23 protein-coding genes and 1 tRNA gene are annotated in these 24,175 nt (G+C 73.0%); 6 read left to right on the top strand and 18 right to left on the bottom strand.

Translation table 11 applies throughout. The features are described from left to right. Entirely contained in the window at positions 1-1,608 is a 1,608-nt protein-coding gene (locus tag MUB56_RS10060; protein WP_244931761.1) for an N-6 DNA methylase, read from the top strand. Here the strand turns inward: MUB56_RS10060 and MUB56_RS10055 are convergent. The 15 genes from MUB56_RS10055 to mfd all read right to left on the bottom strand — a co-directional run bounded on the left by MUB56_RS10055 (position 1,601) and on the right by mfd (position 13,742). Then, complete coding sequence (locus MUB56_RS10055) at positions 1,601-2,341, bottom strand: hypothetical protein (protein ID WP_244931760.1); 741 nt, start codon at positions 2,339-2,341, stop codon at positions 1,601-1,603. The two genes, MUB56_RS10060 and MUB56_RS10055, sit on opposite strands and share 8 nt — an antisense overlap. 1 nt (position 2,342) lies before the next feature. After that, positions 2,343-2,416, bottom strand: a tRNA-Leu gene (locus MUB56_RS10050). A gap of 60 nt (positions 2,417-2,476) precedes the next feature. Then, positions 2,477-3,040 (bottom strand): peptide deformylase, encoded by a 564-nt coding sequence (locus tag MUB56_RS10045; RefSeq protein WP_244931759.1) that lies wholly within the window; start codon positions 3,038-3,040, stop codon positions 2,477-2,479. Further along, positions 3,037-3,558 (bottom strand): ACT domain-containing protein, encoded by a 522-nt coding sequence (locus tag MUB56_RS10040; protein ID WP_244931758.1) that lies wholly within the window; start codon positions 3,556-3,558, stop codon positions 3,037-3,039. The genes MUB56_RS10045 and MUB56_RS10040 overlap by 4 nt, the downstream gene beginning before the upstream one ends. Then, on the bottom strand, positions 3,555-4,358 hold the full coding sequence (locus tag MUB56_RS10035) for a uracil-DNA glycosylase (RefSeq protein ID WP_280637392.1): 804 nt from the start codon (positions 4,356-4,358) through the stop codon (positions 3,555-3,557). The genes MUB56_RS10040 and MUB56_RS10035 overlap by 4 nt, the downstream gene beginning before the upstream one ends. A 44-nt stretch (positions 4,359-4,402) precedes the next feature. Beyond that, the gene (locus MUB56_RS10030; protein WP_244931757.1) at positions 4,403-4,669 is read right to left on the bottom strand and encodes a hypothetical protein; all 267 of its coding nucleotides are present in this window, start codon (positions 4,667-4,669) and stop codon (positions 4,403-4,405) included. 24 nt (positions 4,670-4,693) lie between these two features. Beyond that, on the bottom strand, positions 4,694-4,933 hold the full coding sequence (locus tag MUB56_RS10025; protein ID WP_244931756.1) for a DUF3618 domain-containing protein: 240 nt from the start codon (positions 4,931-4,933) through the stop codon (positions 4,694-4,696). Continuing rightward, positions 4,933-5,337 (bottom strand): phage holin family protein, encoded by a 405-nt coding sequence (locus MUB56_RS10020; RefSeq protein WP_244931755.1) that lies wholly within the window; start codon positions 5,335-5,337, stop codon positions 4,933-4,935. The genes MUB56_RS10025 and MUB56_RS10020 overlap by 1 nt, the downstream gene beginning before the upstream one ends. A gap of 41 nt (positions 5,338-5,378) precedes the next feature. After that, the gene (locus MUB56_RS10015) at positions 5,379-6,299 is read right to left on the bottom strand and encodes an exopolyphosphatase (RefSeq protein ID WP_244931754.1); all 921 of its coding nucleotides are present in this window, start codon (positions 6,297-6,299) and stop codon (positions 5,379-5,381) included. Next, on the bottom strand, positions 6,284-6,784 hold the full coding sequence (locus MUB56_RS10010; protein WP_244931753.1) for a DUF501 domain-containing protein: 501 nt from the start codon (positions 6,782-6,784) through the stop codon (positions 6,284-6,286). Before MUB56_RS10010 ends, MUB56_RS10015 begins: the two co-directional genes overlap by 16 nt. After that, positions 6,781-7,368 (bottom strand): septum formation initiator family protein, encoded by a 588-nt coding sequence (locus MUB56_RS25905; protein ID WP_280637391.1) that lies wholly within the window; start codon positions 7,366-7,368, stop codon positions 6,781-6,783. The genes MUB56_RS10010 and MUB56_RS25905 overlap by 4 nt, the downstream gene beginning before the upstream one ends. Before the next feature lie 36 nt (positions 7,369-7,404). Beyond that, the gene (eno, locus tag MUB56_RS10000; protein ID WP_244931752.1) at positions 7,405-8,682 is read right to left on the bottom strand and encodes a phosphopyruvate hydratase; all 1,278 of its coding nucleotides are present in this window, start codon (positions 8,680-8,682) and stop codon (positions 7,405-7,407) included. A 160-nt stretch (positions 8,683-8,842) separates the two neighbouring features. Continuing rightward, a complete protein-coding gene (locus MUB56_RS09995) occupies positions 8,843-9,424 on the bottom strand; it encodes a MazG family protein (protein WP_244931751.1) in 582 nt (193 codons plus the stop codon). A 31-nt stretch (positions 9,425-9,455) separates the two neighbouring features. After that, positions 9,456-10,139, bottom strand: a complete 684-nt coding sequence (locus tag MUB56_RS09990) for a hypothetical protein (protein ID WP_244931750.1) — start codon at positions 10,137-10,139, stop codon at positions 9,456-9,458. A 12-nt stretch (positions 10,140-10,151) separates the two neighbouring features. Further along, a complete protein-coding gene (gene mfd, locus MUB56_RS09985) occupies positions 10,152-13,742 on the bottom strand; it encodes a transcription-repair coupling factor (protein WP_244931749.1) in 3,591 nt (1,196 codons plus the stop codon). Positions 13,743-14,189: 447 nt separating this feature from the next. On the opposite strand from mfd, the gene MUB56_RS09980 reads away from it, so the two are divergent. The 5 genes from MUB56_RS09980 to MUB56_RS09960 all read left to right on the top strand — a co-directional run bounded on the left by MUB56_RS09980 (position 14,190) and on the right by MUB56_RS09960 (position 19,905). After that, positions 14,190-15,680, top strand: coding sequence for a sensor histidine kinase (locus MUB56_RS09980; protein ID WP_244931748.1), 1,491 nt, complete (start codon positions 14,190-14,192; stop codon positions 15,678-15,680). Beyond that, entirely contained in the window at positions 15,677-16,372 is a 696-nt protein-coding gene (locus tag MUB56_RS09975) for a response regulator transcription factor (protein ID WP_244931747.1), read from the top strand. Before MUB56_RS09980 ends, MUB56_RS09975 begins: the two co-directional genes overlap by 4 nt. Before the next feature lie 184 nt (positions 16,373-16,556). Next, entirely contained in the window at positions 16,557-17,834 is a 1,278-nt protein-coding gene (locus MUB56_RS09970; protein ID WP_244931746.1) for an MFS transporter, read from the top strand. Then, positions 17,831-18,844, top strand: coding sequence for a hypothetical protein (locus MUB56_RS09965; protein ID WP_244931745.1), 1,014 nt, complete (start codon positions 17,831-17,833; stop codon positions 18,842-18,844). Before MUB56_RS09970 ends, MUB56_RS09965 begins: the two co-directional genes overlap by 4 nt. A 176-nt stretch (positions 18,845-19,020) precedes the next feature. Further along, entirely contained in the window at positions 19,021-19,905 is an 885-nt protein-coding gene (locus MUB56_RS09960) for a DUF559 domain-containing protein (protein WP_244931744.1), read from the top strand. A gap of 42 nt (positions 19,906-19,947) precedes the next feature. Here the strand turns inward: MUB56_RS09960 and MUB56_RS09955 are convergent, their stop codons facing one another. The 3 genes from MUB56_RS09955 to MUB56_RS09945 form a co-directional block, all read right to left on the bottom strand. Beyond that, positions 19,948-21,300, bottom strand: a complete 1,353-nt coding sequence (locus tag MUB56_RS09955; protein ID WP_244931743.1) for a glycosyltransferase family 4 protein — start codon at positions 21,298-21,300, stop codon at positions 19,948-19,950. Between the two features lie 65 nt (positions 21,301-21,365). Further along, positions 21,366-23,021, bottom strand: coding sequence for a DUF4082 domain-containing protein (locus MUB56_RS09950; protein ID WP_244931742.1), 1,656 nt, complete (start codon positions 23,019-23,021; stop codon positions 21,366-21,368). After that, a complete protein-coding gene (locus MUB56_RS09945; RefSeq protein WP_244931741.1) occupies positions 23,018-24,016 on the bottom strand; it encodes a hypothetical protein in 999 nt (332 codons plus the stop codon). Before MUB56_RS09945 ends, MUB56_RS09950 begins: the two co-directional genes overlap by 4 nt. Positions 24,017-24,175: the final 159 nt, after the last annotated feature.

Below are 24,175 nucleotides of genomic sequence, written 5' to 3'. Positions count from 1 at the left end.
GTGTCGGAGGCTCTCTCGACCGGCATGCTCCTCGACGAGCGGAAGGCGTACGGCGCGTTCTACACGCCCACCGACGCCGCCCACTACCTCGCGTCCTGGGCCATGCGCCACGAGGGCGAGGTGCTGCTGGAGCCGAGCATCGGCGACGGCTCGTTCCTCGCCGCGGCCCACGAGGTCGCCGCCGCCCGCGGGTGGAGCCGGCCGTCCTTCGTCGCCTCCGAGCTGAACCCGCGCACGGCCGCCGAGATGGCCGGCCGCGGCCTGGTCGGCGCCGACGAGCTAGCCCTGGGCGACTTCCTCACCACCCCGGTCCGGAGCGTCGACGCCGCGATCGGGAACCCGCCGTACGTCCGACTCCGCGCGCTGCCCGACGACCAGGCCCGCTCGGCCCTCGACGCCAGCCGCGTCGACGTGGGCGAGCAGATGGCGACCAGCGGCAGCGTGTGGATGCCGTTCGTGTCCCGCGCCGCGCGGTTCCTGCGCCCGGGCGGCCGGCTCGCGCTGGTGCTGCCCTGGGACTTCACCTACGTCCGCTACGCCCGGCCGCTGTGGCGCCACCTGGGCGGGACCTTCTCCTCGCTGCGGGTCGTGCGCGTCCGCGAGCGGCTCTTCCCCGACATCAGCCAGGACGTCCTGCTGCTGCTCGCCGACGGCAAGGGCGGCCGCACCGACCACGTCGCGTTCGAGGCGCACCGCACCGTCGCCGACCTGGTCGCCGACACGCCCGAGATCTCCACCGCCGTGCCGATCGAGCGGGTCGTCGCCGGCGACCGCGCCTTCCAGGAGGCACTGCTGCCGCCGGGGGTGCTCGACGTGCTGGAGCAGACCCGGTCGCTGACCGTCCCGGCCCGCGAGCTCGCGACGTTCAACATCGGCTACGTCTCCGGCGACAAGGACTACTTCCATCCCGGTCCCGGCGCGGGCCTGCCCGTCACCAGCCTCCGCCCGGCGCTCACCAACGCCCGACGACTGCGCGGCGGTGGCCTCTACACCTCCGGCCTCGACGCGGCCGCGCAGTCACAGCTGTGGCTGCCCGGTGCCGAGCTGACGCCCGCCGAGGAGCGGTACGAGCGCCGCGGCCGCCGGCTCGGCGTGCACCGGCGCTACAAGTGCCGGGTCCGCTCGCCGTGGTTCTCGGTGCCGGGGGTGAAGGTGCCCGACCTGGTCCTCTCGGTGTTCTCCCAGCGGCCGATCCTGATGGTCAACGACGGCGGCCACGTCGCCTCCAACAGCCTGCTGTGCGGCTACCTGCGCACCGACGGCCCGCACAGCGTGGACGGCTCCCAGCCTGCCGCGTCCTTCGCCGCCGGCTGGTACACCTCGCTCACCCTGCTGCACGCCGAGCTGGAGGTGCACTCACTCGGTGGCGGCGTGTTCGTGCTGGTGCCGACCGAGGCCGGCAACGTCCGGGTGCCGGTGCCGGGCACCGTCCCGACCTCGGTGCTGCCCGTCGCCGCGGAGGCGCTCGCCCGCGGCGACCTCGACGGCGCCTACCGGGCCGGCGACCACGCGCTGGCCGGCCGGATCGGGACCGACGGCGTCCGGCTGGTCCAGGACGGCATCGCCACGCTCGAGGCCTGGCGCACCGCGCGCCCGCCGGTCAGCTGATCGCGGGCTCGAAGACGTCGAGCCAGATGTTGCGCTCGGTGAAGGTCGTGATCAGCCGTTCGACGAACGTCTCGATCCGCAGGTCGGCCTTGTCCAGCGACACCCCGGCCTGCACCACCTCGTCGCGGATGCCGGGCAGCGGGACCTGGTCGAAGTCGACGACCAGGTAGGCGAACTGGTCGTAGATGCCACGCAGGTCCTTGTACGCCTTGCCGTCGCGACCGGTGACCGCTGCGTACATCCGGGCGTAGCGCGGGTGGTCGGGGTGCTCGGCGCGCAGCACCTTCTCCCCCTTGACCGTGCCCCACTTCTTGCTCAGCAGCGGGTGCAGGTAGACGTAGCCGTAGACCGCCATCGGGAACCGGTCCTGCAGGCTGATGCACTCGCCGATGATGCCCTGGTAGTACTCCAGGACGTTGTTGCCGATCGAGGTCATCTGGCTGCGCACGCCGACGCTCAGCAGGATCCCGTTGTCCGGGTGCACCACCGCCACGTCGACGTCCTTCGGCTTGTGCGAGCCGAAGACCCGGACCTCCTCCTTGACCACGATCCCCTGCCGCCGGGCGTCGTCGGTGAGCCGGTCGCGCAGCCCGTCGGCGACGTACTTGTGCAGCATCTTGATGAAGCCCTGGCTGCGTACGGCGGCGACCGGGTCGGCGTCGTACCGGACCTTCATGTCGGACAGCACGTCCTCGAGGGTCGGCTTGCTGAAGGGCAGCTGCGCATCGGTCATGTGCCCCCGGTGGGACTCGAACCCACACCACGCCGCTTTTAAGGCGGCTTCCTCTACCGGTTGGGATACGGGGGCCGGCGGACGTCATGCGTTGCGAACCAGCGGAGGCTCGGTTCGCATGACGTCCGGCTGAGGCTACAAGTAGGTCTTGCGCGGGTGGATGGCGTGCGCCCCGGCGGCCCGGTCGAGGAAGAGCAGACCCGAGCAGTGGTCGATCTCGTGCTGGAGGGCGCGGGCCTCGAAGGCGTCCGTGGTGATGACGACCTCCTGCCCCGTGCCGGGGAGCCGGCCGCGTACGACGACCCGCGTCGCGCGCTTCACGTCACCGGTGAGGTCGGGGACGCTCATGCAGCCCTCGCGGGCCTTCTCGTTGCGGCTCGCCTCGACCACCTCCGCGTTGCACAGGACGAAGGTGCCGTGGTGGGTCCGGGCCTTGGGGTGCGCGGACACGTCGACGCAGAAGACGCGGGCCGAGACGCCGACCTGCGGGGCGGCCAGGCCCACGCAGCCGGGGCTGACCCGCATGGTGGCCACCAGGTCGGCGGCCAGCTGGACGGTGGCCGGCGCGGCCGGGTCGACGACCTCGCCGAGGGTGGACAGCACGGGGCGGGGCGCTCGCACCACGTCGAGGACCCGGCCCTCGACGCGGAGGCCGGTCTCCGTCCAGGCCGAGACCAGCTCGTCGTCGGAGCCACTCACAGCTCGTCGGCCTCCGCCGGGCGCAGCGTCGCCCCCACTCCGAGGGCGGCGGCAGCCGCCCGGATCGCGGTGGCGACGGACTCGACGTCGGTGTCGGCCGGCAGGTCGATCTCGGCGATCAGCAGGTAGAGGTCACCGGCCAGCCGGGTGGTGAGGTCGGTGATGTTGCCGCCGACGGCCGCGACCTCGCCGACCACTGCGGAGACGATGCCCGGCCGGTCGCCGCCGTGCACGGTGAGCACCCAGGAGCTGCCCTCCGTCGCCGGCGCGGCCTCCGGCGGGATCTCGCGGACCGTGACGGTCAGGGTGCCGTCGGCGGTCAGCGGCGCGAGCGCCGTACGCACCTCGTCGGCGGGCACGTCGCCGGCGCAGACCAGCGTCATCGCGAAGTGCCCGCGCAGCAGGGTCATCGTCGAGTCCTCGAGATTGAGCCCGAGGTCGGCGAGCACCCCCGTGGTCTGGGCGATGATGCCGGGCCGGTCGTGCCCGAGGACGGTGATGGCGTGCAGGGTGGTCACGGCGCCATTCTCGCAGCGGACGCCGCGCGACCGAGTACGTCGTCCAGCATCGCCTCGGTGAGCCGGCCGGTGAAGGTGTTCTGCTGGCTGGGGTGGTAGCAGCCGAGCAGCAGCACGTCGTGCGCCGGACCTACCCCAGGCGAGCGCAGCAGCGCCTCGGCCCCGTGCCCGAACCGCGGCTTGGGCCGCGGCACCTCCCAGCCGAGCGAGCGGAAGGTGCGCAGCGTCGCGTCCCAGCCGATCGACCCGAGCGCGACCGCCACCCGGACCGTCCCGGCGAGCAGTCCGACCTCGGCCTCGATCCACGGCGCACAGGTGTCCCGCTCGGCGGTGGTGGGCCTGTTCAGCGGCGGGGCGCACCGGACGGTCGCCACCATCCGGGTCCCGACCAGCTCGAGACCGTCGGCCGCGTGCTGGCTGGTCCCCCGGGTCGCCAGCCCGACCCGGTGCAGACCGGCGACGAGCCAGTCCCCCGAGCGGTCCCCGGTGAAGATCCGGCCGGTGCGGTTGCCGCCGTGCGCGGCGGGTGCCAGCCCGACGACGAGCACCCGGGCCGCGGGGTCGCCCCAGCCGGGGATCGGCCGACCCCAGTACGGCTCATCGGCGTACGACGCCCGCTTGGCCACCGCCACGTCCTCGCGCCAGCGGACCAGCCGGGGGCAGGCCCGGCAGACACTCACCCGGGCGTCGACCTCCGTGAGGTCCACGCCCCGGGCGAGGCGTCGTACGGCGGCCGGGGTGCGCGCCTGCGGGGTGTCCGGACGCGCCGGATCGCCGGGCCATCCCGAACCGGGCGGCACCGGCGATCCGAAGAGCTCCCCGGTTGCGGGGTGCGGCTGCAGGCTCAGGGCGCGGGCTGGATCGAGGCGTCGCGTCGTACCTTGTCGGCGGCCGTGGACGCGACGTCGCCGACCTTCTCCTTCACGACCCCGGCCGCGGCCGTGGCCTGGGTGGCCGCCGTGTCCTGCGCCTTGTGGGCGGCGTCCTGGACCTTGGGGTTGCGGGCGACCTTCTGCGCCTGGGCCTTGATCTGCTCGTAGCGCTCGCGTCCGGCGCGGGCGCCGAGAACGTAGCCGGTGGCAGCGGCGGCCAGCAGGGTCAGCTTGCTCATGTGGTGCTCCTCTTGGTGGTGTGATCAGTGGGAACGGCGCCGGTACAGGAGCGCCCCGACCAGCAGCAGGGCGCCGCCGGCGACGCCGATCACTGCCGGGGTGGGCTTGCCGGAGTCGTCGGTCGCGCGGTCCTGGAGCTCGGCGACCTTGGCCTTGGCGCGGGCCTTCACGTCCAGGCGGGCCTGGAGCTGGTCGACGGTGCCGGCGAGCGCCTCGCGCTGCCGGGCGATGTCGGCCTCGATCTCGGCTGGGGTCTGGCTCATCACTGGTGCCCGCCCTTCACGGTCGCGACGTCCTCCTTGAGGCCGGCGACCGCGCGCTCGGGCATCGCCGGCGTGGCCTGCTGGACCTCCTTCTTGCCGAACATCGCGATGCCGCCGGCCAGCAGGAAGATCACCGCCGCGACGATCAGCGCCGCGGCCCAGACCGGGAGCGCCAGCGCGAGGGCCGCGATCGCGGCGGTGAACACCGCTCCGAGGCCGTAGAGGGCCAGTACGCCGGCGGCGCCGAACGCGCCGAGGCCGACGCCGGCCGCCTTGCCCTTCTGGGTCAGTTCGGCCTGGGCGAGGCGTACCTCGCTGCGCACGAGCTCCGGCACCTGCTCGGAGAGCCGGTGGACGACTGCTCCGAGCGGCTCGTCCGTGGGGGTCCTGACGGGATCGCTCATAGCGGTCCGGTGACCCGACGCCATTCGGCGCAAACGCCGGATCAGCGAGCGATCGACCAGGCGATCCCGTCCAGGATGTCGGCCTCGGACACGACCAGCTCGTCGACGCTCGCGCGCAGCAGCACCCGGGAGAGGATCAGCGCCCCCGCGTCGATCACGTCGGCGCGCCCGGGGTGCATCCAGGGCAGCTCGAGCCGCTCCGACACGGTCATCCCGACCAGGCGGCCCACCATCGCGTGCACGTCGTCGAAGGAGAGCCGTACCTGGTCGATCGCGTCCCGGTCGTACGCCGGGAGGCCGAGCACCCCGGCGGCGATCGTGGTCACCGTGCCGGCGACGCCGACGACGGACGCCGCCGCGGCGATGTCGACCGGAGCGGACTCCAGCGCCGTGTCGATGTCGCGGACGCAGGCGTGCACCTCGTCCATCGACGCCGGGTCCGAGCGGACGTGCCGCTCGTGCAGCCGGACCGAGCCGATGTCGAGCGAGCAGGCCACCTGGGGCGAGGTGTCGCCGAGGATCAGCTCGGTCGAGCCGCCCCCGATGTCGACGACGAGCACCGGCTCGACCGGTCGGGTACGCAGCTCCCGGACGGCGCCCGCGAAGGAGAGCGCCGCCTCCTCCACGCCGCTGAGCACCTCGGGGTCGACCCCGAGCCGCTCGCGCACGCCCGCCGCGAACACCGCCGCGTTGGCCGCGTCGCGGGTGGCCGAGGTCGCGCAGAACCGGATGTTCTCGACCGGGACGTCGTGCCGGCGGACGAGCTCGGCGTACTCGTCGAGGGCCGCGAAGGCCCGCACCAGCGCCTCGTCAGCGAGCCGGCCGGTCGCGTCGACGCCCTGGCCCAGCCGCACCATCCGGGTCTCGCGTACGGCGACCTCGGGAAGGTCCCCGACGAGCAGCTTGATCGTGTTGGTGCCGCAGTCGATCGCCGCGACCGGTCCGGCTACCGGTCCACGCACGGCCCCGCCTCCCACCACGGACCCAGGAGCTCCAGCACCTCGTCACCGAGCGGGTTGACGCCCGGGCCCTGCGCGAGCGCCTGGCCGGCGAGGACGTGCAGGCACTTCACCCGGTCGGGCATGCCGCCGGCGGAGATGCCGTCGATCTCGGGGACATCGAGCCCGGCCTCGGAACCGATGGCGGCCCGCGCGGCGAGGTAGCGCTCGTGGGCGGCGCGGTACGCCGCGGCCAGCGCCGGGTCCTCGCTCAGCCGGTCCTGCATCTCCTTCATCGTCCCCGTGCCCTCGAGGGTCCCGATCCGGGACGCCGCGCGCGGGCAGGTGAGGTAGAAGGTCGTCGGGAACGGCGTGCCGTTGGGCAGCCGCGGCTGCGTGGTCACCACGTCGGGGTTGCCGCAGGGGCAGCGGTGCCCGATCTCGTGGATGCCCCGGGGCTCCCGCCCCAGCTGGGCCGCGACCGCGTCCTGGTCGCTCGGTGAGATCACTGGTCTTGCTCCTCCGAACCGTCGATCTCCGTGAGTGGCACCGGGTCCCCCGGCTTCGGCGGGTTGCCCGCCAGCTCGACCGAGCCCCAGGCGCCGGACCACCACGCCTCGGGCTCCTCCGGGTCGACCTCGTCCGGGTCGCTGAGCGTCGAGCCCGGCTCGATCGGGTCACCGTCGGCGTCGAGGGCGACGTACGCCGTCTCGCCGGGCATGACGTAGCCGAGCCGCTTGCGGGCCTGCTGGACGACGTACGCCGGGTCCTCCCAGCGCCGCTTCTCGCGGGCCAGGTCGTCGATGTGCTCCTGGCGCTGGGAGATCTCGGCCTGCAGGTCCTGCATCTCCGAGCGCTGCTGGAGGAAGGCCCGCATCGAGGAGGCGTAGGACACCACGAGCACGGCCAGCACCAGGACCAGGATCGCGAGCCGGCCGGTGGGCCGGGTGCGGGCCCGCCCGGCACCCGCGGCCGTCCGGGCCGCGCCCGTGCGCGGCGGCTGACGACCGGTCCGCCCGGCACCCGGGGTGCGCCCGGGTCCGGTGCGGCCGCGGGGGCGAGCCCCGCGAGCCGGGCGGCGGTCGTCGGCCATCTGTCCGGTGCTCCCCTGTCCTGTGCTCCTCGCGTCTCAGCCCTGGTAGCGCGGGAACGCGCCGGCGCCGGCGTACCGCGCCGCTTCGCCGAGCTCGTCCTCGATGCGGAGCACCTGGTTGTACTTCGCGACCCGCTCGGACCGGGCCGGGGCGCCGGTCTTGATCTGGCCGCAGTTCGTCGCGACGGCGAGGTCGGCGATCGTGGTGTCCTCGGTCTCGCCGGAGCGGTGGCTCATCATGCAGCGGTAGCCGCTGCGGTGCGCCAGCTCGACGGAGTCGAGGGTCTCGGTGAGCGAGCCGATCTGGTTCACCTTCACCAGCAGCGCGTTCGCCTGGCCGCCGGTGATGCCGCGCTGCAGCCGCTCGACGTTGGTGACGAACAGGTCGTCGCCGACGAGCTGGGTCTTGGTGCCGAGCTGGTCGGTGATGGCCTTCCAGCCGTCCCAGTCGTCCTCGTCGAGGGGGTCCTCGATCGAGACGATGGGGTACGACGCGACGAGCTCGGCGTAGTAGGCCGTCATCTCCTGGGCCGACTTCGAGCCGCCCTCGAAGGCGTAGGCGCCGTTGTCGCAGAACTCGCTGGCGGCCACGTCGAGCGCGAGGGCGATGTCGCGGCCCAGGGTCAGGCCGGTGGCGCTGACCGCCTCGGCGATCAGGTCGAGCGCGGCGCGGTTGGAGTCGAGGTTGGGCGCGAAGCCGCCCTCGTCGCCGAGGCCGGTGGCCAGGCCCTTCTTCTTCAGCACCGACTTCAGTGCGTGGTAGACCTCCGTGCCCTGGCGCAGCGCCTCGCGGAAGGTCGGGGCGCCGATCGGCGCGATCATGAACTCCTGGATGTCGACGTTGGAGTCGGCGTGCGACCCACCGTTGAGGATGTTCATCATCGGCACCGGCAGCACGTGGGCGTTGGGGCCGCCGACGTAGCGGTAGAGCGGGAGCTCCGCGGAGTCGGCCGCGGCGCGGGCGACGGCCAGCGAGACGCCGAGGATCGCGTTGGCGCCGAGCTGGGCCTTGTTGGGGGTGCCGTCGAGCGACAGCATCGTCTGGTCGACGAGCCGCTGGTCGGCGGCGTCGAGGCCCTCGATCGCGGGGCCGATCTTGTCGATCACGCCGCCGACGGCGTTCTGGACGCCCTTGCCGAGGTAGCGGTCGCCGCCGTCGCGCAGCTCGACCGCCTCGAACGCGCCGGTGGAGGCGCCGCTGGGGACCGCCGCGCGGGCGAACGAGCCGTCATCGAGGACGACCTCGACCTCGACGGTGGGGTTGCCGCGTGAGTCGAGGATCTCGCGCGCGCCGACAGCTTCGATGGATGCCAAGGGACCTGCTCCTGAGGAAGACGGGTGGGTGCCCGGCCAGCCTAGACCTCCGCCGCCGGGCTTCCGCGCAGGCCGCGCCCGCGCTGGACAGGGCGCCGAGTCAGCATCAGTGGTGCTGACTCGGCCCGCTACTTCTGCTGACTCGGCGAACGGAGGGGGGTCAGAGGAGGAGGCGGCGTACGACGTCGCGCAGCGCCTGCTCGGGGTCGACACCCGCGGCGCGGGCCTCGACGACCAGGGCGAGCAGCCGCTCGCCGAGCCCGTCCCCCTCGGGGACGACCGGACGCCCCGACCGCGCGAGGCGGTCGAGGACCTTGTCGGCGTACAGCAGGGCGGGCAGCGACGCCGGCAGGCCCTCGGTGACGGAGGCCCGGTCCTTCTCGGCCGCCTTGATGGCCTGCCAGGCGTCGTTGATCTCGGCCGAGGTGCCGCTCGCGGCGTCGCCGAAGACGTGCGGGTTGCGCCGGACCATCTTGGCGTTGACGTCGCGGGCGACGTCGTCGATGGTGAACCCGCCGGCCTGCTCGGCGATCGCGGCGTGGAGGTAGACCTGCAGCAGCAGGTCGCCGAGCTCCTCGCGCAGGTGGTCGGGATCGCCGGACTCGATGGCCTCGACGGTCTCGTGGGCCTCCTCGAGGAGGTAGCGGACCAGCGAACGGTGCGTCTGCTCGGCCTTCCAGGGGCACTCCGCGCGCAGCCGCCGCATCACCTCGCGGAACTCCAGGAGCGGCTCGTCGGTCATCGGGAGGTCACCGGGCAGGTCGACGGGGACGTCAGCCGCCGCAGCGCTGCGACTCCGGAAGCTCGGCGGCGAAGCCCTCCGGGGTCTCGGCGGTGCTCGCCTGGACGGCGAACTCGCTGGTCGCCACCGAGAGGTCGTCGCGGGTGCTGAGGATCTGGGTCTCGCCGATCTCGACCGCCTCGAACAGCGGGTTGGTCACGATGTCGGCGTCGGCCTGCCAGGCACGCACCTTCTCGACGCCGGCCGTGATGATCGCGTCGTCGCCGGCATCGGCCCCGACCTCGTCGGTGCCGACGGCGACCAGGACGTTGCTCAAGTGCTGGTCGGCGGTGAACACGGGCTCCGCGGCCTCGACGTCGGCGGGGTCGGCGCTGCCGTAGGCGGAGCGATAGGCGTCGGCGCCGTCGGAGGCGGTGGCGGGCAGGGTGAGGTCGAGGTCCTCCAGGACCTGGTCGGCCATCGTCCTCAGGGCGAGGCTGCGCTGGGCGGCATTACGCACCGCGGTGCCGGTGATCACCTGGCCCTCGAACTCCGGATTGGACCGGAGCACCGCGCACGCGCTGCCGGCGACGTCGTCGACCTCGGCGACCGAGATCGTCTCGCCGTTGATGCTGGCCGCCTGGCCCGGGTGCACGCCGGTGGCGGTGACGCCGCACCCGGTGAGCGCGAGCACCGAGACGGCGAGGACGGCGGCGAGCGGACGGCGCAGGCTCACGAGGGCTCCTGATCAGGAAGGGGGCGAGGCAGGTGGGGGCGGGTCGATGATGTCGTCGATCACATTGCGGGCCCATTGAAGCAGGGCCACCCCGTCGATGGGGCGCCCGCCCACGACCGCGGTCTGCGGGCGCGGCACCAGGATCGTGTCGACCTGGGTCTTGACGATCGACTTGGGGTAGACCCGCATCAGGCGTACGACGCGCGACTCCGGCAGGCTCACCGGCGCGAACCGGACGTTCTTGCCCGCGATCGTCACCTCGCCGACCCCGGCCGCGCGGGCCCGGGCCCGGAACCGGGCGACGAGCAGCAGCGACTCGACGACCTGGGGCGGGTTGCCGTACCGGTCGAGCATCTCCTCGCGGATCGAGTCGACGTCCTCGTCGAGGCGGACCTCGGCCAGCCGCTTGTACATCTCCAGGCGCAGCCGCTCCGAGGAGATGTAGTCGTGCGGGAGGTGGGCGTCGACCGGCAGCTCGATGCGGACCTCGTTGAGCTCGGGCTCGGTCTCGCCCTTGAACTCGTTGACCGCCTCGCCGACCAGCCGGACGTAGAGGTCGAAGCCGACGTCGGCGATGTGGCCGGACTGCTCGCCGCCGAGCAGGTTGCCCGCGCCGCGGATCTCGAGGTCCTTCATGGCGATGGCCATGCCGCCGCCGAGGTCGGAGTGCTGGGCCAGCGTCGCGAGCCGCTCGTGGGCGGTCTCGGTCATCGGCTTCTCGCCCGGGTAGAGGAAGTACGCGTACGCCCGCTCGCGGGACCGGCCCACCCGGCCGCGCAGCTGGTGCAGCTGGCTGAGGCCGAGGGTGTCGGAGCGCTCGATGATCATCGTGTTGGCGTTGGACACGTCGAGGCCGGACTCGACCAGCGTCGTGCAGACCAGGACGTCGAAGCGCTTCTCCCAGAAGTCGAGCATCACCTGCTCCAGCTGCTTCTCGTTCATCTGCCCGTGGGCGGTCGCGACCCGCGCCTCGGGGACCAGCTCCTTGATCCTGCCGGCGGCCTTCTCGATCGAGTTGACCCGGTTGTGGATGTAGAAGACCTGGCCCTCGCGGAGCAGCTCGCGCCGGATCGCCGCGATCACCTGCCGGTCCTCGTAGGCGCCGACGTAGGTCAGCACCGGGTGCCGCTCCTCGGGCGGGGTGGTGATCGTCGACATCTCGCGGATGCCGGTGATCGCCATCTCGAGCGTGCGCGGGATCGGCGTCGCACTCATCGACAGCACGTCGACGGAGGTGCGCAGCCGCTTCATCTGCTCCTTGTGCTCGACGCCGAAGCGCTGCTCCTCGTCGACGATGATCAGGCCGAGGTCCTTGAACCGCATGTCGGGGTTCAGCAGCCGGTGGGTGCCGACGACGATGTCGATGGAACCCTCGGCGGCGCCCGCCATCACCTCCTTGGCCTCCTTGTCGGACTGGAAGCGGCTCAGCGCCTTCAGCACGACCGGGAAGCCGCTCATCCGCTCCGCGAAGGTGGAGAGGTGCTGGGTGACCAGCAGCGTCGTCGGCACGAGTACGGCGACCTGCTTGCCGTCCTGGACCGCCTTGAAGGCCGCGCGCACCGCGATCTCGGTCTTGCCGTAGCCGACGTCGCCGCAGACCAGCCGGTCCATCGGGACGACCTGGCGCATGTCGGCCTTGACCTCCTCGACCGTCGTGAGCTGGTCCGGCGTCTCGTGGAACGGGAAGGCGTCCTCGAGCTCGCGCTGCCAGGGGGTGTCCGGCCCGAAGGCGTAGCCCTTGGTGGCCTGGCGCGCGGCGTACAGCTTGATCAGCTCGGCGGCGATCTCGCGGACCGCCTTGCGGGCCCGGTTCTTCCGCTTGCTCCAGTCGGCGCCGCCGAGCCGGTCGAGGCTGGGCTGCTCGCCACCGACGTAGCGGGTGACCTGGTCGAGCGCGTCCGCCGGGACGTAGAGCCGGTCGGGCGGGCCGCCGCGCTTGGAGGCGCCGTACTCGAGGACGAGGTACTCGCGCACCGCTCCCCCGGCCTCGCGCTGCTTCATCTCCACGAACCGGCCGACGCCGTGCTGCTCGTGGACGACGTAGTCGCCGGCCGACAGCTCCAGGGGGTCGATCTGCTTCTTGCGCCGCGCCGGCATCTTGCGCATGTCGCGGGTGGAGGCGCGCTGTCCGGAGATGTCCTCGCCGGTGAGCAGCACCAGCCGGTTGGTGTCGTCGACGAAGCCCTGGGTCAGCGAGCCGCACGTGACGGTGACCGTGCCGAGGGTGGGCTCCCCGTCGAGGGCGGCCGGTACGTCGTGCTCACCGAGCACCTCGACCATCCGCTCCGCGGGTCCGTGGCCGAGGTGCAGCACGACCGTGCGGTAGCCGTCGCCACGCCAGGCGTCGAGGTCCTTGATGGCCTTCTCGACGTCGCCGCGGTAGGCGTCGACCGGGCTCATCGGGAGACTCCGGCTCGGCACGCCGGCCGGACCGTCCGCGACCGCATCGTCGGTCTCGATGCCGAACGGGCTCACCGTCCACCAGGCCTGCGACCGGCCCAGCGCGTGGTCGCGCACGTCACCGAGGCTGCGGTACGACGCGGCGCCCAGGTCGATCGGGGAGGTGCCGCCACCGGCGGCCGCGGCCCAGCTGGCGCCGAGGAACTCGTCGCTGGTCGCCACCAGGTCGTGGGCGCGGCTGCGCGCCCGCTCGGGGTCGAGGACCAGGACGTGGGTGTCCGTGGGCATCAGGTCGACGAGCAGCTCCATCTCGTCGACCAGCGCCGGCGCCAGCGACTCCATGCCCTCCACGGCGATGCCGTTCGAGATCTTGTCGGTGAGCTCGAGGAGCTGCGGGTGGGAGCGCCCGAGCTCGGCCGCCCGCGCGCGCACCTCGTCGGTGAGGAGCAGCTCGCGACACGGCGGCGCCCAGAGTCGCTCGACCTGCTCGTGGGTGCGCTGGTCGGCGACCGAGAAGGAGCGGATCTCCTCGACGTCGTCCCCCCAGAACTCCACCCGGAGCGGGTGCTCCTCGGTCGGCGGGAAGACGTCGACGATGCCGCCGCGGACCGCGAACTCGCCGCGCTTCTCGACCAGGTCCACGCGGGAGTACGCCGCGTCCGCGAGGCGTCGTACGACGTCGTCGAGCGAAGCGGTCTGGCCGGGCACCAGCTCGACCGGCTCCAGGTCGCCCAGGCCCTTGACCTGCGGCTGCAGGATCGAGCGGACCGGAGCGACGACGACCTTCAGCGGGCCGTTGACCGGCCCGGCGGTCGAGCCGGTCGCGACCCCGGGGTGGCAGAGCCGGCGCAGCACGGCCAGCCGGCGACCGACGGTGTCGCTGCGGGGGCTGAGCCGCTCGTGGGGCAGCGTCTCCCAGCTCGGGAAGTAGGCGACGGTGTCGGGGTCGACCAGGTCGGCGAGCGCGGCGGTCAGGTCCTCGGCCTCGCGCGACGTAGCGGTCACCGCGAGGACCGCGCGACCGGCCCGGACCAGCCCCGCGACCACGAACGGTCGCATCGCCTCGGGGGCGGTGAGGTCGAGCGTGGAGACGAGGGCACCACGGGCGTCGTCGAGGGCACCGCTGAGCGTGGCGTCGGCCAGGACCGCGTCGGCCAGGCCCGCGAGTGCGGGCGAGCGGGGAGGGGACACGACGCTGGACACGGGGGATGCTCCTCGGGGCGACACAACACGGAAGCCCCCGGTCACGGATGACAGGGGGTGGTCGACGCCGATTCTACGGGTCGCGGAAGCGGAGATCCCCGGGCCCGATCCCCAGCCTGGGTGACGACGCCCCACGAACTGCTCGCGACGACCACGCAATTTGGGGATGCCTCTTAGTCCGCTCGGGCGGATGCTGATATCCGGACGTCCAGACCGGCTTGGCGTGTCGCGTCTCTCAGGCCTAATCAAATTGTGGTATCCGCCATCGAATGGCTGTCGGCCTCCCCTACCCCGTCCTACGTTCCTTGTCGTGGCACGGATCGGGACGTCCACGGGGATACGGAGGGTCGAGCACGCGGCCCCCCGAGGGAGGTCTAGGAGTCGCACGGCTCCCGGATCAGGTGGGTTCCGGGCACCCGGAACGCAAGAGGTCTTGCGAGGGGACAAATGGCCACGATGCGGTACCCCGGAGAAAGTTGGAACTGGCGCGGAAGCGCCCTCGTCTTCGCTCTGGCGGCCACGCCGCCGGCACTCATGTGGTGCCTGGACCCGGAGGTCCGCTCCTGGAGCGCGGCGGCCACGGCCAGTCAGCTGACCATCGCACCGTTGGTGCTCCTGGCCGCGGCAGCGCTCTACATCCAGTACAAGGTCGTCGGCGACCGGATCTACGCCTGGCTCAGTCTCGGCATCGCCCTGGTGGGCGTACAGAGCCTCAGCCTGGCGATCATCCGACTCGGCGGCCCGGACGCCTTCCTGAAGCGGGGCAGCCTGGTCGAGCTGGCCGACATCGCGCTCGCCCTGCTCCTGCTCTCGCTGGCCCGCGCGCCGTTCCGGGAGCGGTGGCGGATCGACCCCCTGGGCGTGGGGCTGCTGGCCGGCCTGGTCCTGACGGTGCTGCACCTGCGGCTCCTCGAGCAGATCCCCGCACTGGACCTCTCCGGTCGGCTGATGCTCGTGCTGCACGCGGGCACTGCGGTGGTCGGCGTCGTGGTCGCGCTCCGACTGGCCCGGACGCGAGGGCTGCCCGCCTGGGCGACGGCCCGGCTGACCTTCGCCGTACTGCTCTTCGTGCTCAACCGGGCGGCCACCTGCCAACCGACGGACACTGCGGTCGCCGGACTGATCACGGTCGGCAGCGGCATCGCCGCGACGGTCCTGCTCGTCGGGGTCACGGCCGGCTCCCTGCGCCTGAGCATCTGGGCCCAGATCGCCCGCCTGGAGCGGGTCAGCGACCAGCTCGCCGACGCCGAGGGGCGGCTGCGCGAGCAGCGGGCCCGGCTGCACGAGATCACCAACAGCATCGCCGGCATCGCGTCCGCCTCCAGCCTGATCCGGCGCCGGGTCGACCTCACGCCACCCCACCAGGTCCGCCTGGAGCAGATGCTCGAGCGCGAGTCGGCACGACTGGCCAGGCTGCTCATGAAGCAGCGCGAACAGCAGCCGGAAGCGGTGCCGCCGCTCTCACCCCCGGCGCCGCCGCCCACCCGGTCGGCCCGGACGGCCCGTGCGGTCGTCGACCTCGACGACACCCTGACGCCGCTGGTGGTCGCCCAGGAGGCGGTGGGCCATCCGGTGGCCTGGGTCCCGAGCGGACTGCGTGCCTCCGGCAACCCCGACGACGTGGCCGAGGCGGTGAACATCCTCCTGGACAACGCCCGCAAGCACGCCCCGTCGGCGGCCGCCCGGCTCGGGGTGCGCGCCGTGGAGGACCGGGTCGAGATCATCGTCTCCGACGACGGACCCGGGGTCGCACCGGAGGTCCGGGGCGACCTCTTCACCTGGGGCCGGCACGGCAACGACTCACGCGGGCAGGGCATCGGACTCCATCTCGCCCGCCGGCTGCTCAACGATGCCGGCGCCTCCCTGGTGCTGGCGCCCTCGGCCGTCGGCACGACGTTCGTCATCACCCTCCCGGCGCTCGAACGGCTCGCGTCGTGACCCGCGGCAGCACGGGCACCCGGACCCTCATCGTCGAGGACCACACCCTCTTCGCGGAGTCCCTGGAGATCGCCCTGTCGATCGAGGGGTACGACGTCCAGCGCCTGGCCGTTCCCTCCTCGGCCACCACGACCGCGAGCCTGCTGGCCAGCGTCGCCCGGGTGCGCCCGCGCATCGTCCTGCTCGACCTCGACCTCGGGTCCTTCGGGGACGGCACCCGGCTGATCAACCCGATCGCCCGGATGGGCGCCAACGTCGTGGTCGTCACCGCGTCCCTCGACCGGGCCCGCTGGGGCGAGTGCGTGCGCTACGGGGCGCGCAAGACCATGTCGAAGGCCCAGCCGCTCCAGGAGATCCTCGCCGTGGTGCGCCGGATCAACCACGGACTGCCGGTGATGGACGTCCAGGAGCGCGAGGACCTGCTCGCGCTGTGGCACCACGAGCGGCAGGACCGTCAGGAGCGCCGGCGTCGGCTCGAGGAGCTCACGGCGCGGGAGCGGGAGGTGCTCGGGCACCTGATGGCGGGACACCCCGTCCGCGACATCGCCCGGCTCAGCGTCGTCTCCGAGGCGACCGTGCGGACCCAGGTGAAGTCGATCCTGGCCAAGCTGGAGGTGAGCTCCCAGCTGGCCGCGGTCGGCCTGGCCTTCAGCCTGGAGTGGCAGCCTCCGACGGTGCACCGGGTGTCCTGAGGTGCCTGCCCCCCTCGACCTCCGTCGGCTCCCCGATTTCGGGGAACCCGGCGGCCGCGGACCCCTCGTGGCCTTCAGGTGCGCTGTGCTGGAGGCACGGAGAGGGATCCGGCCGGACCGGCCGGGAAGCTGCCCCGGCCGGGTCCCCTCCGTCCAGCTCCGTCCCGGGTCCCGGTGACCGGCCGTGTATCTCTCGCTGCGGGACCGGCCCGCGGCCGGTCCGACCGTTCCCGCTGACACCTCCGAGCCCGACGCCCGTCCGTCCGGCCGGCCGGTGGGCCGCACGGTCGTCGTACTCGGGTTCGTCAGCCTGCTGACCGACATCTCCTCGGAGTCGGTCTCGGCGATCCTGCCGCTCTACCTCGCCGTCGTCGTGGGGCTCTCCCCCGCGGCGTACGGCGTGGTCGAGGGGCTCTACCAGGGGGTCAGCGCCCTCGTCCGCGTCGGCGCCGGGTGGGCCGCCGACCGCACCGGCCGGCCGAAGTGGGTGGCCCTGAGCGGGTACGCCGCCTCGGCCGCCGCCCGCGTGTTGCTGCCCTTCGCCTCCGGTCTGGGGGCGATCTCCGCCGTGATCACGGCCGACCGGGTCGGCAAGGGGATCCGCACCGCGCCGCGCGACGCCATGATCGCCGCCGACGCGGATCCCGAGCACCTCGGGCGGGCCTTCGGCGTACACCGCTCCCTGGACGCCGTCGGCGCCTTCATCGGACCGGTGCTCGCGTTCGTCGTGCTCTGGCTGATCCCCGGCGGCTACCGCTCGGTGATGGTCCTCTCGCTCGCGTTCGCCGTGCTCGGCGTCGCGCTGCTCGCGCTGTTCGTGCCCGCCGGCGCCGGCGCCGTGGCCCGCCCGCCGGTGCCCGTCGCCGAGAAGCCCGCCCGGGTGCGCTGGCGCGACGTGCCCACCCCGGAGCTGCTCCGGGTGACGGCGGTGGCCGGCGCGCTCGGCCTGCTGACGGTCGGCGACGGCTTCGTCTACCTGGTGCTGCTGGAGTCGGGCGGGTTCGCCGCACACTGGTTCCCGGTGCTGTACGTCGCGACCAGCGCGTCGTACCTCGTGCTCGCGCTGCCGCTCGGTCGCCTGGCCGACCGGTTCGGACGGGCCCGGGTGCTGGTCCTGGGACATCTCGCCCTCGCCGCCGCCTACGTCTGCGCGAGCCTGCTCGCCGGTGGGTCCGTGGTCGTCGGCACGCTCGCGACGGTGCTGCTGCTCGGCCTGTTCTACGCCGCCACCGACGGGGTGCTCGCCGCGGTCGCCGGGCAGTCCGTGCCGGCCCGGGTGCGCGCGAGCGGGATCGCCCTCGCCCAGACCGCGGTCGCGCTGGCCCGGCTCGTGGCGGCCGTGGGCTTCGGCGTGCTCTGGCTCCTGGCCGGGCCGACCGCCGCGCTGCTCGGGGTGGCGGCCGCCCTGGTCCTGGTGGTCCCGGTCGCGCTGCGGGTGCTGACGCCGGTGCCGGCCCGATGAGCAGCCGCATCCGCCTGGCCGGGTTCGTCGGGCTCTGCGCGGCGGTGCTCGGGGGCAGCACGGCGTACGCCTTCCACGAGCGCGCCGACAGCGAGGCCCGCGAGCGCACGCCCCCGAGCGTCCCGACCGCGGTCCCCAGCCCGACCGACGGTCCGCTCGTCGCCTTCCGGCACACCGGCGTCGACCGGGAGTACGGCGTCGTCGCCACGGTCCCGCTGGCCGACGCGTCGGGGCCGCGCGCGTTCACCGACGTCGTGTGCGACCGGATCGACGTCACCGCCACCGCCCGCTCCTGCCTGCGGACCGGCCGCGGCGTCGTGACGTCGTACGACGCCTTCGAGCTCGACACCGCCTGGGCCGAGACCGGGTCCGCGCCGCTGCCCGGCCTGCCGAGCCGGACCCGGCTCTCACCCGACGGCAGCCTGGTCGCGACGACGGCGTTCGTCAGCGGCCACTCCTACCTCTCGCACGGCTTCTCGACCGCCACCGAGATCCGCCGGGTCGGTGGGGACGATCTCGGCAACCTCGAGGACTTCGCCCTGGAGATCGACGGCGAGAAGGCCGCCCCGCGCGACCGCAACCTGTGGGGTGTCACGTTCGCCGACGACGACCGCACCTTCTACGTCACCGTCGGCACCCGCGGACGCACCTACCTGGCCCGCGGCGACCTCGAGGACCGCACCATCGAGACCGTCGCCGCCGACGTCGAGTGCCCGTCCCTCTCTCCCGACGGCACCCGGGTCGCGTTCAAGCAGGCCGACCGTCGTGGCGAGGGCCGCAGCTGGACCCCCGCCGTCCTCGACCTCGCCACCGGGAAGCGCACCGTGCTGACCGGCGAGGAGCGCAGCATCGACGACCAGCTGGAGTGGCTCGACGACGACACCGTGCTCTACGGCGTGCCCCGCGACGACGAGGCAGGCGTCACCGACGTGTGGTCCCTCGACGTCGCCGCCGACGCCGAGCCCGCGGTCTTCATCGAGCAGGCCTGGTCCCCGAGCGTGGTCCGCTGAGGTCGCGCAGTGAGTACGGAGTCGGACGGGTCGAAGCCAGTCGCCTCGGCGCAGCTCAGGCGGTAGGGCACCCGGCGTGGAGGACTTCCACCCGTCCGGCTACGCACGCCTCGGCCGGTGGTGCGCCCTGTGGAGGGCCGGTCGCGCCGGGTCCGCTCAGCATCGACCATGGTCGGGTGTCGGTCGTCGAGGTGCTGGTCGAGCTCGGAGGGGTCGCGACTCGCGGATCGCTGATCGCCGCGACCTCGCGGGGCGAGGTCGACCGGGCGCTCGCGGCAGGCGGCGTGGTCAGGCTGGGTCGCGGACGCTACGCGCTCCCGGCGGTCGAGGAGGCAGTGGCCGCCGCCCACCGGCTGACCGGAGTGGTCTCGCGGCTCAGCGCCGCCCAGCACTGGGGATGGGCGGTCCAGACGGTGCCGGAGCGGCCGCACGTGACCGTCAGGTCGAGCCGAAGACTTCGGCCCGGGCAGGGCGACGGTGTCGTGCTGCACTACGTCGACCTCGGTCCCGACGACGTGGACGGCATCGCGACGAGCAAGGACCGGACTCTGCTGGACTGCCTGCGCACCGAGCCGTTCGACAGTGCGCTGGCCGTCGCCGACTCGGCGTTGCGCGCGGGGTTTCCACCCGCGCGGCTGCGCGCGATCGGGCGCGACGCGCGGGGGCCCGGGGCTCCCCAGGTGCTCGCGGTCGCTCGCGCGGCCGACGGGCGAGCCGCGAACCCGTTCGAGTCGGTGCTGCGCGGGATCGCGAGCCGGGTCCCGGGCCTGGCCGTCCAACCCCAGATCAGCATCCGGGACCCGGACTTCCTCGGCCGACCCGACCTGGTCGACGAGCGGCTGAGGGTCATCATGGAGGCGGACTCCTTCGAGTGGCACGGTGGCCGCGACGCCCTGGCCCGCGACGCGCGCCGCTACAACGCCTTCGTGGTCGCCGGCTGGCTGGTGCTGCGCTTCTCCTGGGACGACGTGATGTTTCACCCCCTGGAGGTGCAGACCGTGATCGAAGCGGCCGTAGCCGGACGGGTGGAAGTCCTCTGCCCGGGGTGCCGTGCCGCCTGAGCTGCCCCGAGGCGACGAGCGTCCACCCGTCCGGCTACGCGCTCAGGCGCCGAGGGCGTGGTCGCGGTGGACGGCGGGGAGCGGGCCCCGGGCGAGGACGAAGCGGGCCAGCTCCTCGTCGGAGTCGACGTCGACGAACGCGGTGGCACCGTCGTCGCGGGGGATCTGCTGGAGGTCGCGGCCGGTCAGCTGGTCGTAGACCCCGACGTACGCCGCCGCCTGGGGCCGCCAGTCGAGCTCCTCGCTGACGCGGGTGCGGGCCGTCCGGGCCATCCGGCAGCGCAGCTCGGGGTCGTCGAGGATCCGCTCCACGGCGTCGGCGAAGGCCGCGACGTCGCCGGAGGGCACGTAGAGGCAGGCGTCCGCGCCGGAGACCCTGGTCTCGGCGAGGTCGAAGGCCACGGACGGGAGCGCGTAGGCCATGTACTCCATCGTCTTGTTCATGGTCGAGAGGTCGTTGAGCGGCGTCTTGCGGTCGGGGCACAACCCCACGGCGGAGGCGCTCAGCTGCTCGGCGATGGCCGGCAGGCCGACCCGGCCGGTGAAGGTCACCACGTCGTCGAGCCCGAGCTCGCCGCTGCGGCGTACCAGGTCGTCGTAGCAGTCGCCGAAGCCCATCAGCACGGCCTCGACGTCGGACCGGCCGCGGCCGTGCACCAGCTCGTGGACGACCTCCAGGACCACCTCGACGTTGTCCTGCGGACCCATGATCCCGAGGTAGGCCAGCCGGTGTCGCTCCCCCTGGCGGGCGTCCGGCCGGGGCAGCACCGGGCGCATCGTGCGGGTGTCCGGACCGCTGCGCACGACGGTGACGTCCGAGGCGCTGCGCCGACCGCGCTCCATCGCGATGCGCTGGTAGGAGCGGTTGGTGGACACGACGTGGTCGGCGGTGCGGTACGTCATCCACTCCAGCCACCGCAGCAGGCCGAGCTGGGCGCGGCCGGCGCCCCCGCTGGGCTCGCCGAACCGGGAGAGGAACAGCTCCGGGTTCAGGTCGTGCTGGTCGTAGACGAACCGGACCCCGCGACGCTTCCACAGCCGGGCCAGCGCCCAGTAGGTGTCCGGCGGGTTGCAGGCCTGGAGGAGCTGGAAGGGCTGCTCGCGCCAGACCTTGCGCGACAGCAGCGCGGTGCGCACCCAGCTGTAGACGAACTCGACGAGGTAGCCCAGCGCCCCCGAGGCCTCGGGGGCCGGGCGGTACTTGAACACCCGTACGCCGTCGATCCGCTCGCGGGCGGGATCGCCGGGGCCCTTCGGGCAGATCACCGAGACGTCGTACCCGGCCGCCCGCAGTGCCTGGCACTCGAGCCACACCCGGCGGTCGAGAGGGACCGGCAGGTTCTGGACGATGATCAGGACGTGCGGCGGGCCCGCAGGGGTGGTCGTGTGTGCCATGGCCACACCCTGCGAGCCCGCCCGACCCGCTCAGCTGGAGCGGGATCGACTTTCCCCAAAACTGGTCAGGGGCGGATCTGACCCCCGTCCTGCCACACGTTGTTGGACCACACGTTGCCCGGCGCCGAGCTGTTGAAGTCCATGATCGGGGCCCAGTAACCGCACTTCCCGCCCGATCCCTTGACGAACACGTTGTCGAGGAAGCGGATGTTCGCGGCCTGGCTGGAGTACGGCTTGCCGCCCGAGGACCCGCCGTAGGCGCAGGTGCCGCCGGTGGAGGGCGGGAACAGGTTGCCCTGCACCAGCACGTCCCGGACCGCGGCGAAGTCGCCGTACCCGGTCAGGCCCGCGGAGCAGCCCGCGTCCGGTGGCACGGTCGGCGCGTCGCAGACGATCGTGTTGCCGGTGATCGTCGAGCCGGCGCCCATCCGGATCCCGGACTCGTGGTAGGTCCCGGTGGCGTCCCGGAACTGACCGTGCACGTACGAGTCACGGATCGTGCAGTTCATCCAGCAGTTCACCGAGCGGTTGCCGCCGGTGACCTCGACCCGGGTGGCGACGAAGTCGCGCGAGCCGATGCCGGTGCCGGCGCGGCTGCCGACCCGTACCTCACTGTCGGTGATCGTGAACGAACGACCCGAGGTGTTCTCGTCGTTGCCGACCGTCCCCTCGATCACCGAGCTCTTGATCTGCACCCCCGTGGTGCGGATCTCGAGACTGCAGTTGACGGTCTTCTTGTCGATGACCGTGTTGGCCGCCGTGATCGTGCAGGGGCCGGTGTAGGCCGTGAGCGCGGTGCCGGCCGGTACGCCCGTGTTGGCCGCGTCCGGGAAGCCGTCCGGGTCCGGTGTGGTCGTGGGGTTCGGCGTGGCCGACCCGGACGGGGTGGGAGTCGACGTCGGGGACGTCGGCGTCGAGGTCGGCGTCGAGGTCGGCGTGGACGACGGCGGCGTGGTCGGGGACGTCGGTCCCGTGGTCGGCGTGGTCGGCCCCGTGGTCGGCGTGGTCGGCCTGGCGGTCGGCGACGTCGTCGGCTTCTTGCTCGGCTCGTCGGTCGGATCCGTCGGGCTCGGACCCGGGGTGCCGGAGTCCTCGTCGGGCGCGAACAGCACGTCCACGTAGTAGTTCGAGTCGCGGTAGGTCTGCCTCGGCACCGCACCGTCGCGGCCGTAGACGCCCTGCCACGCGGTGAGGGCCCGGTTCACGACCGGCGCGTCGGGGTCGAGTCGCCAGTTGTCGCCGGCGTACCCGCCCCGGGGGGCGTCGTACGACGCGACGTAGCGACGGCCCGGCTCGAGCCGGACCGGCTCGGACAGCGTGGCTGTCACCCAGCCGGCGGTGGACGACGCGGCGAACTCGGCGCTCGCGAGCCGCGTCCCCCTCGACGACCACAGCGTGCCGTCCTCGGGGACCGCGCCGCCGCGGCCGCGATAGACCTCAACGGCCGTGACGACGCCGGGGACGCTGGTCGAGAAGCTCACCCCGAGGGTCGCGGCGTCGGTGTCGGTGTCGACCGCCGAGTCGGGCACCAGGCTCGCGGGGAAGATGCCGTACCCGGCAGGTGGGGCGGCGGACGGAGCCGCATCCTGCTGGACGACGGCCGCGTAGGCGGTGATCGTGCCGGAGACGACGAGCGCGGTCGCCAGCAGGGCGACGATCACCGGCGAGCGGCGACGACCGGCGGGCCGAGGGGCCGGGACCTTGCGGTGCGCGGCGCTCATGCCTGCACCCGCCCGCCGCCGACCCAGCGGTTGCCGGTGAAGGCATTGCCGGGTGCCGAGCGGTCGAAGTCCATGACCGCGGACCAGTAGCCGCAGTTGCCGGACCTGCCGTGCTGGAACCGGTTGCCGATGAACCGGATCCCGGAGGCGCTGTCGGAGTGCGGCTTGCCGCCGGACGATCCGCCGTAGGCGCAGGTGCCACCGGTGGTGGCGACGAACAGGTTGCGCTCGACCAGGTTGTTGCGGACCGGGCCGAAGTCGCCGTACCCGGTCAACGGGGCCGAGCAGCCGGCGTCGGGAGCGACGTTCGGCGCGTCGCAGCTGATCCGGTTGTAGAGGAACCGGCCGTTGGTACCCATCCGGATGCCGGACTCGTGGGTCTGCCCGCTGGCGTCGGTGTCCTGCCCGTGCACCCAGGTGCGCCGGATCGTGCACCGGTCCCAGCAGTTGATGCTGCGGTTGCCGCCGCGGATCTCGGAGCCGACCACGCGGAAGCGCACCTCACCCACGACGGTCACCATCCGCGACCCGGTGGGCGAGGCGTCGACGGTGGAGCGGATCAGGCGGAAGGAACTGTCGCCGCGATCGCCGCTGCTGCCGATCGTGCCGTGCACGAGCGAGCGACGGATGACGACACCGGACGCCTGGATGTCGAGGTCACAGGTGACGTGCCGCCCGACGATCCGGGTGTTGTCCCGGGTGATCGTGCAGGAGCCGCGGTAGGGCCGCAGCTTCTGGCGGGCGGGCACGCCGGTGTTCGCCGCGTTGGCGATCCGAGGACGGGCGCGTCGCTCGGCAGCGGAGGACACGGCCGCCAGTGCGGGTGCGAGAGCGGCTGCAGCGGTGGGGGTCGCGGCAGCCGCATCGGCGGGGGAATCGGCGGACGCCACGCCGGCACCCGGCAGCAGCGCGACGAGCACGACCAGTGCGACCGCGGCAAGCGCGGCCGGCAGCAGTCGGGTCCGCCTTCGGTGGATGGGGGATGTGGTTTGCATGACACTCCGGCCCGGGGCAGGCCGAGGTCAGCACGCTCCGGGCGGTGTTGGTCGGTGGAATCCGCGAGTCAGGTCGACCCACGCTCAGGGACCGGCAAAAGGTCCCTGCCTCGCGGCGGAACGTAGCCAAGGCCGGAGCCCGAGTAACTACTTACTCCC

Origin of the sequence: Nocardioides sp. W7 (assembly GCF_022919075.1) — a bacterium.
GTDB lineage: Bacteria > Actinomycetota > Actinomycetes > Propionibacteriales > Nocardioidaceae > Nocardioides.
The sequence above is the reverse complement of the archived record's forward strand: the minus strand, read 5'-3'. Positions and strand labels throughout refer to the sequence as shown.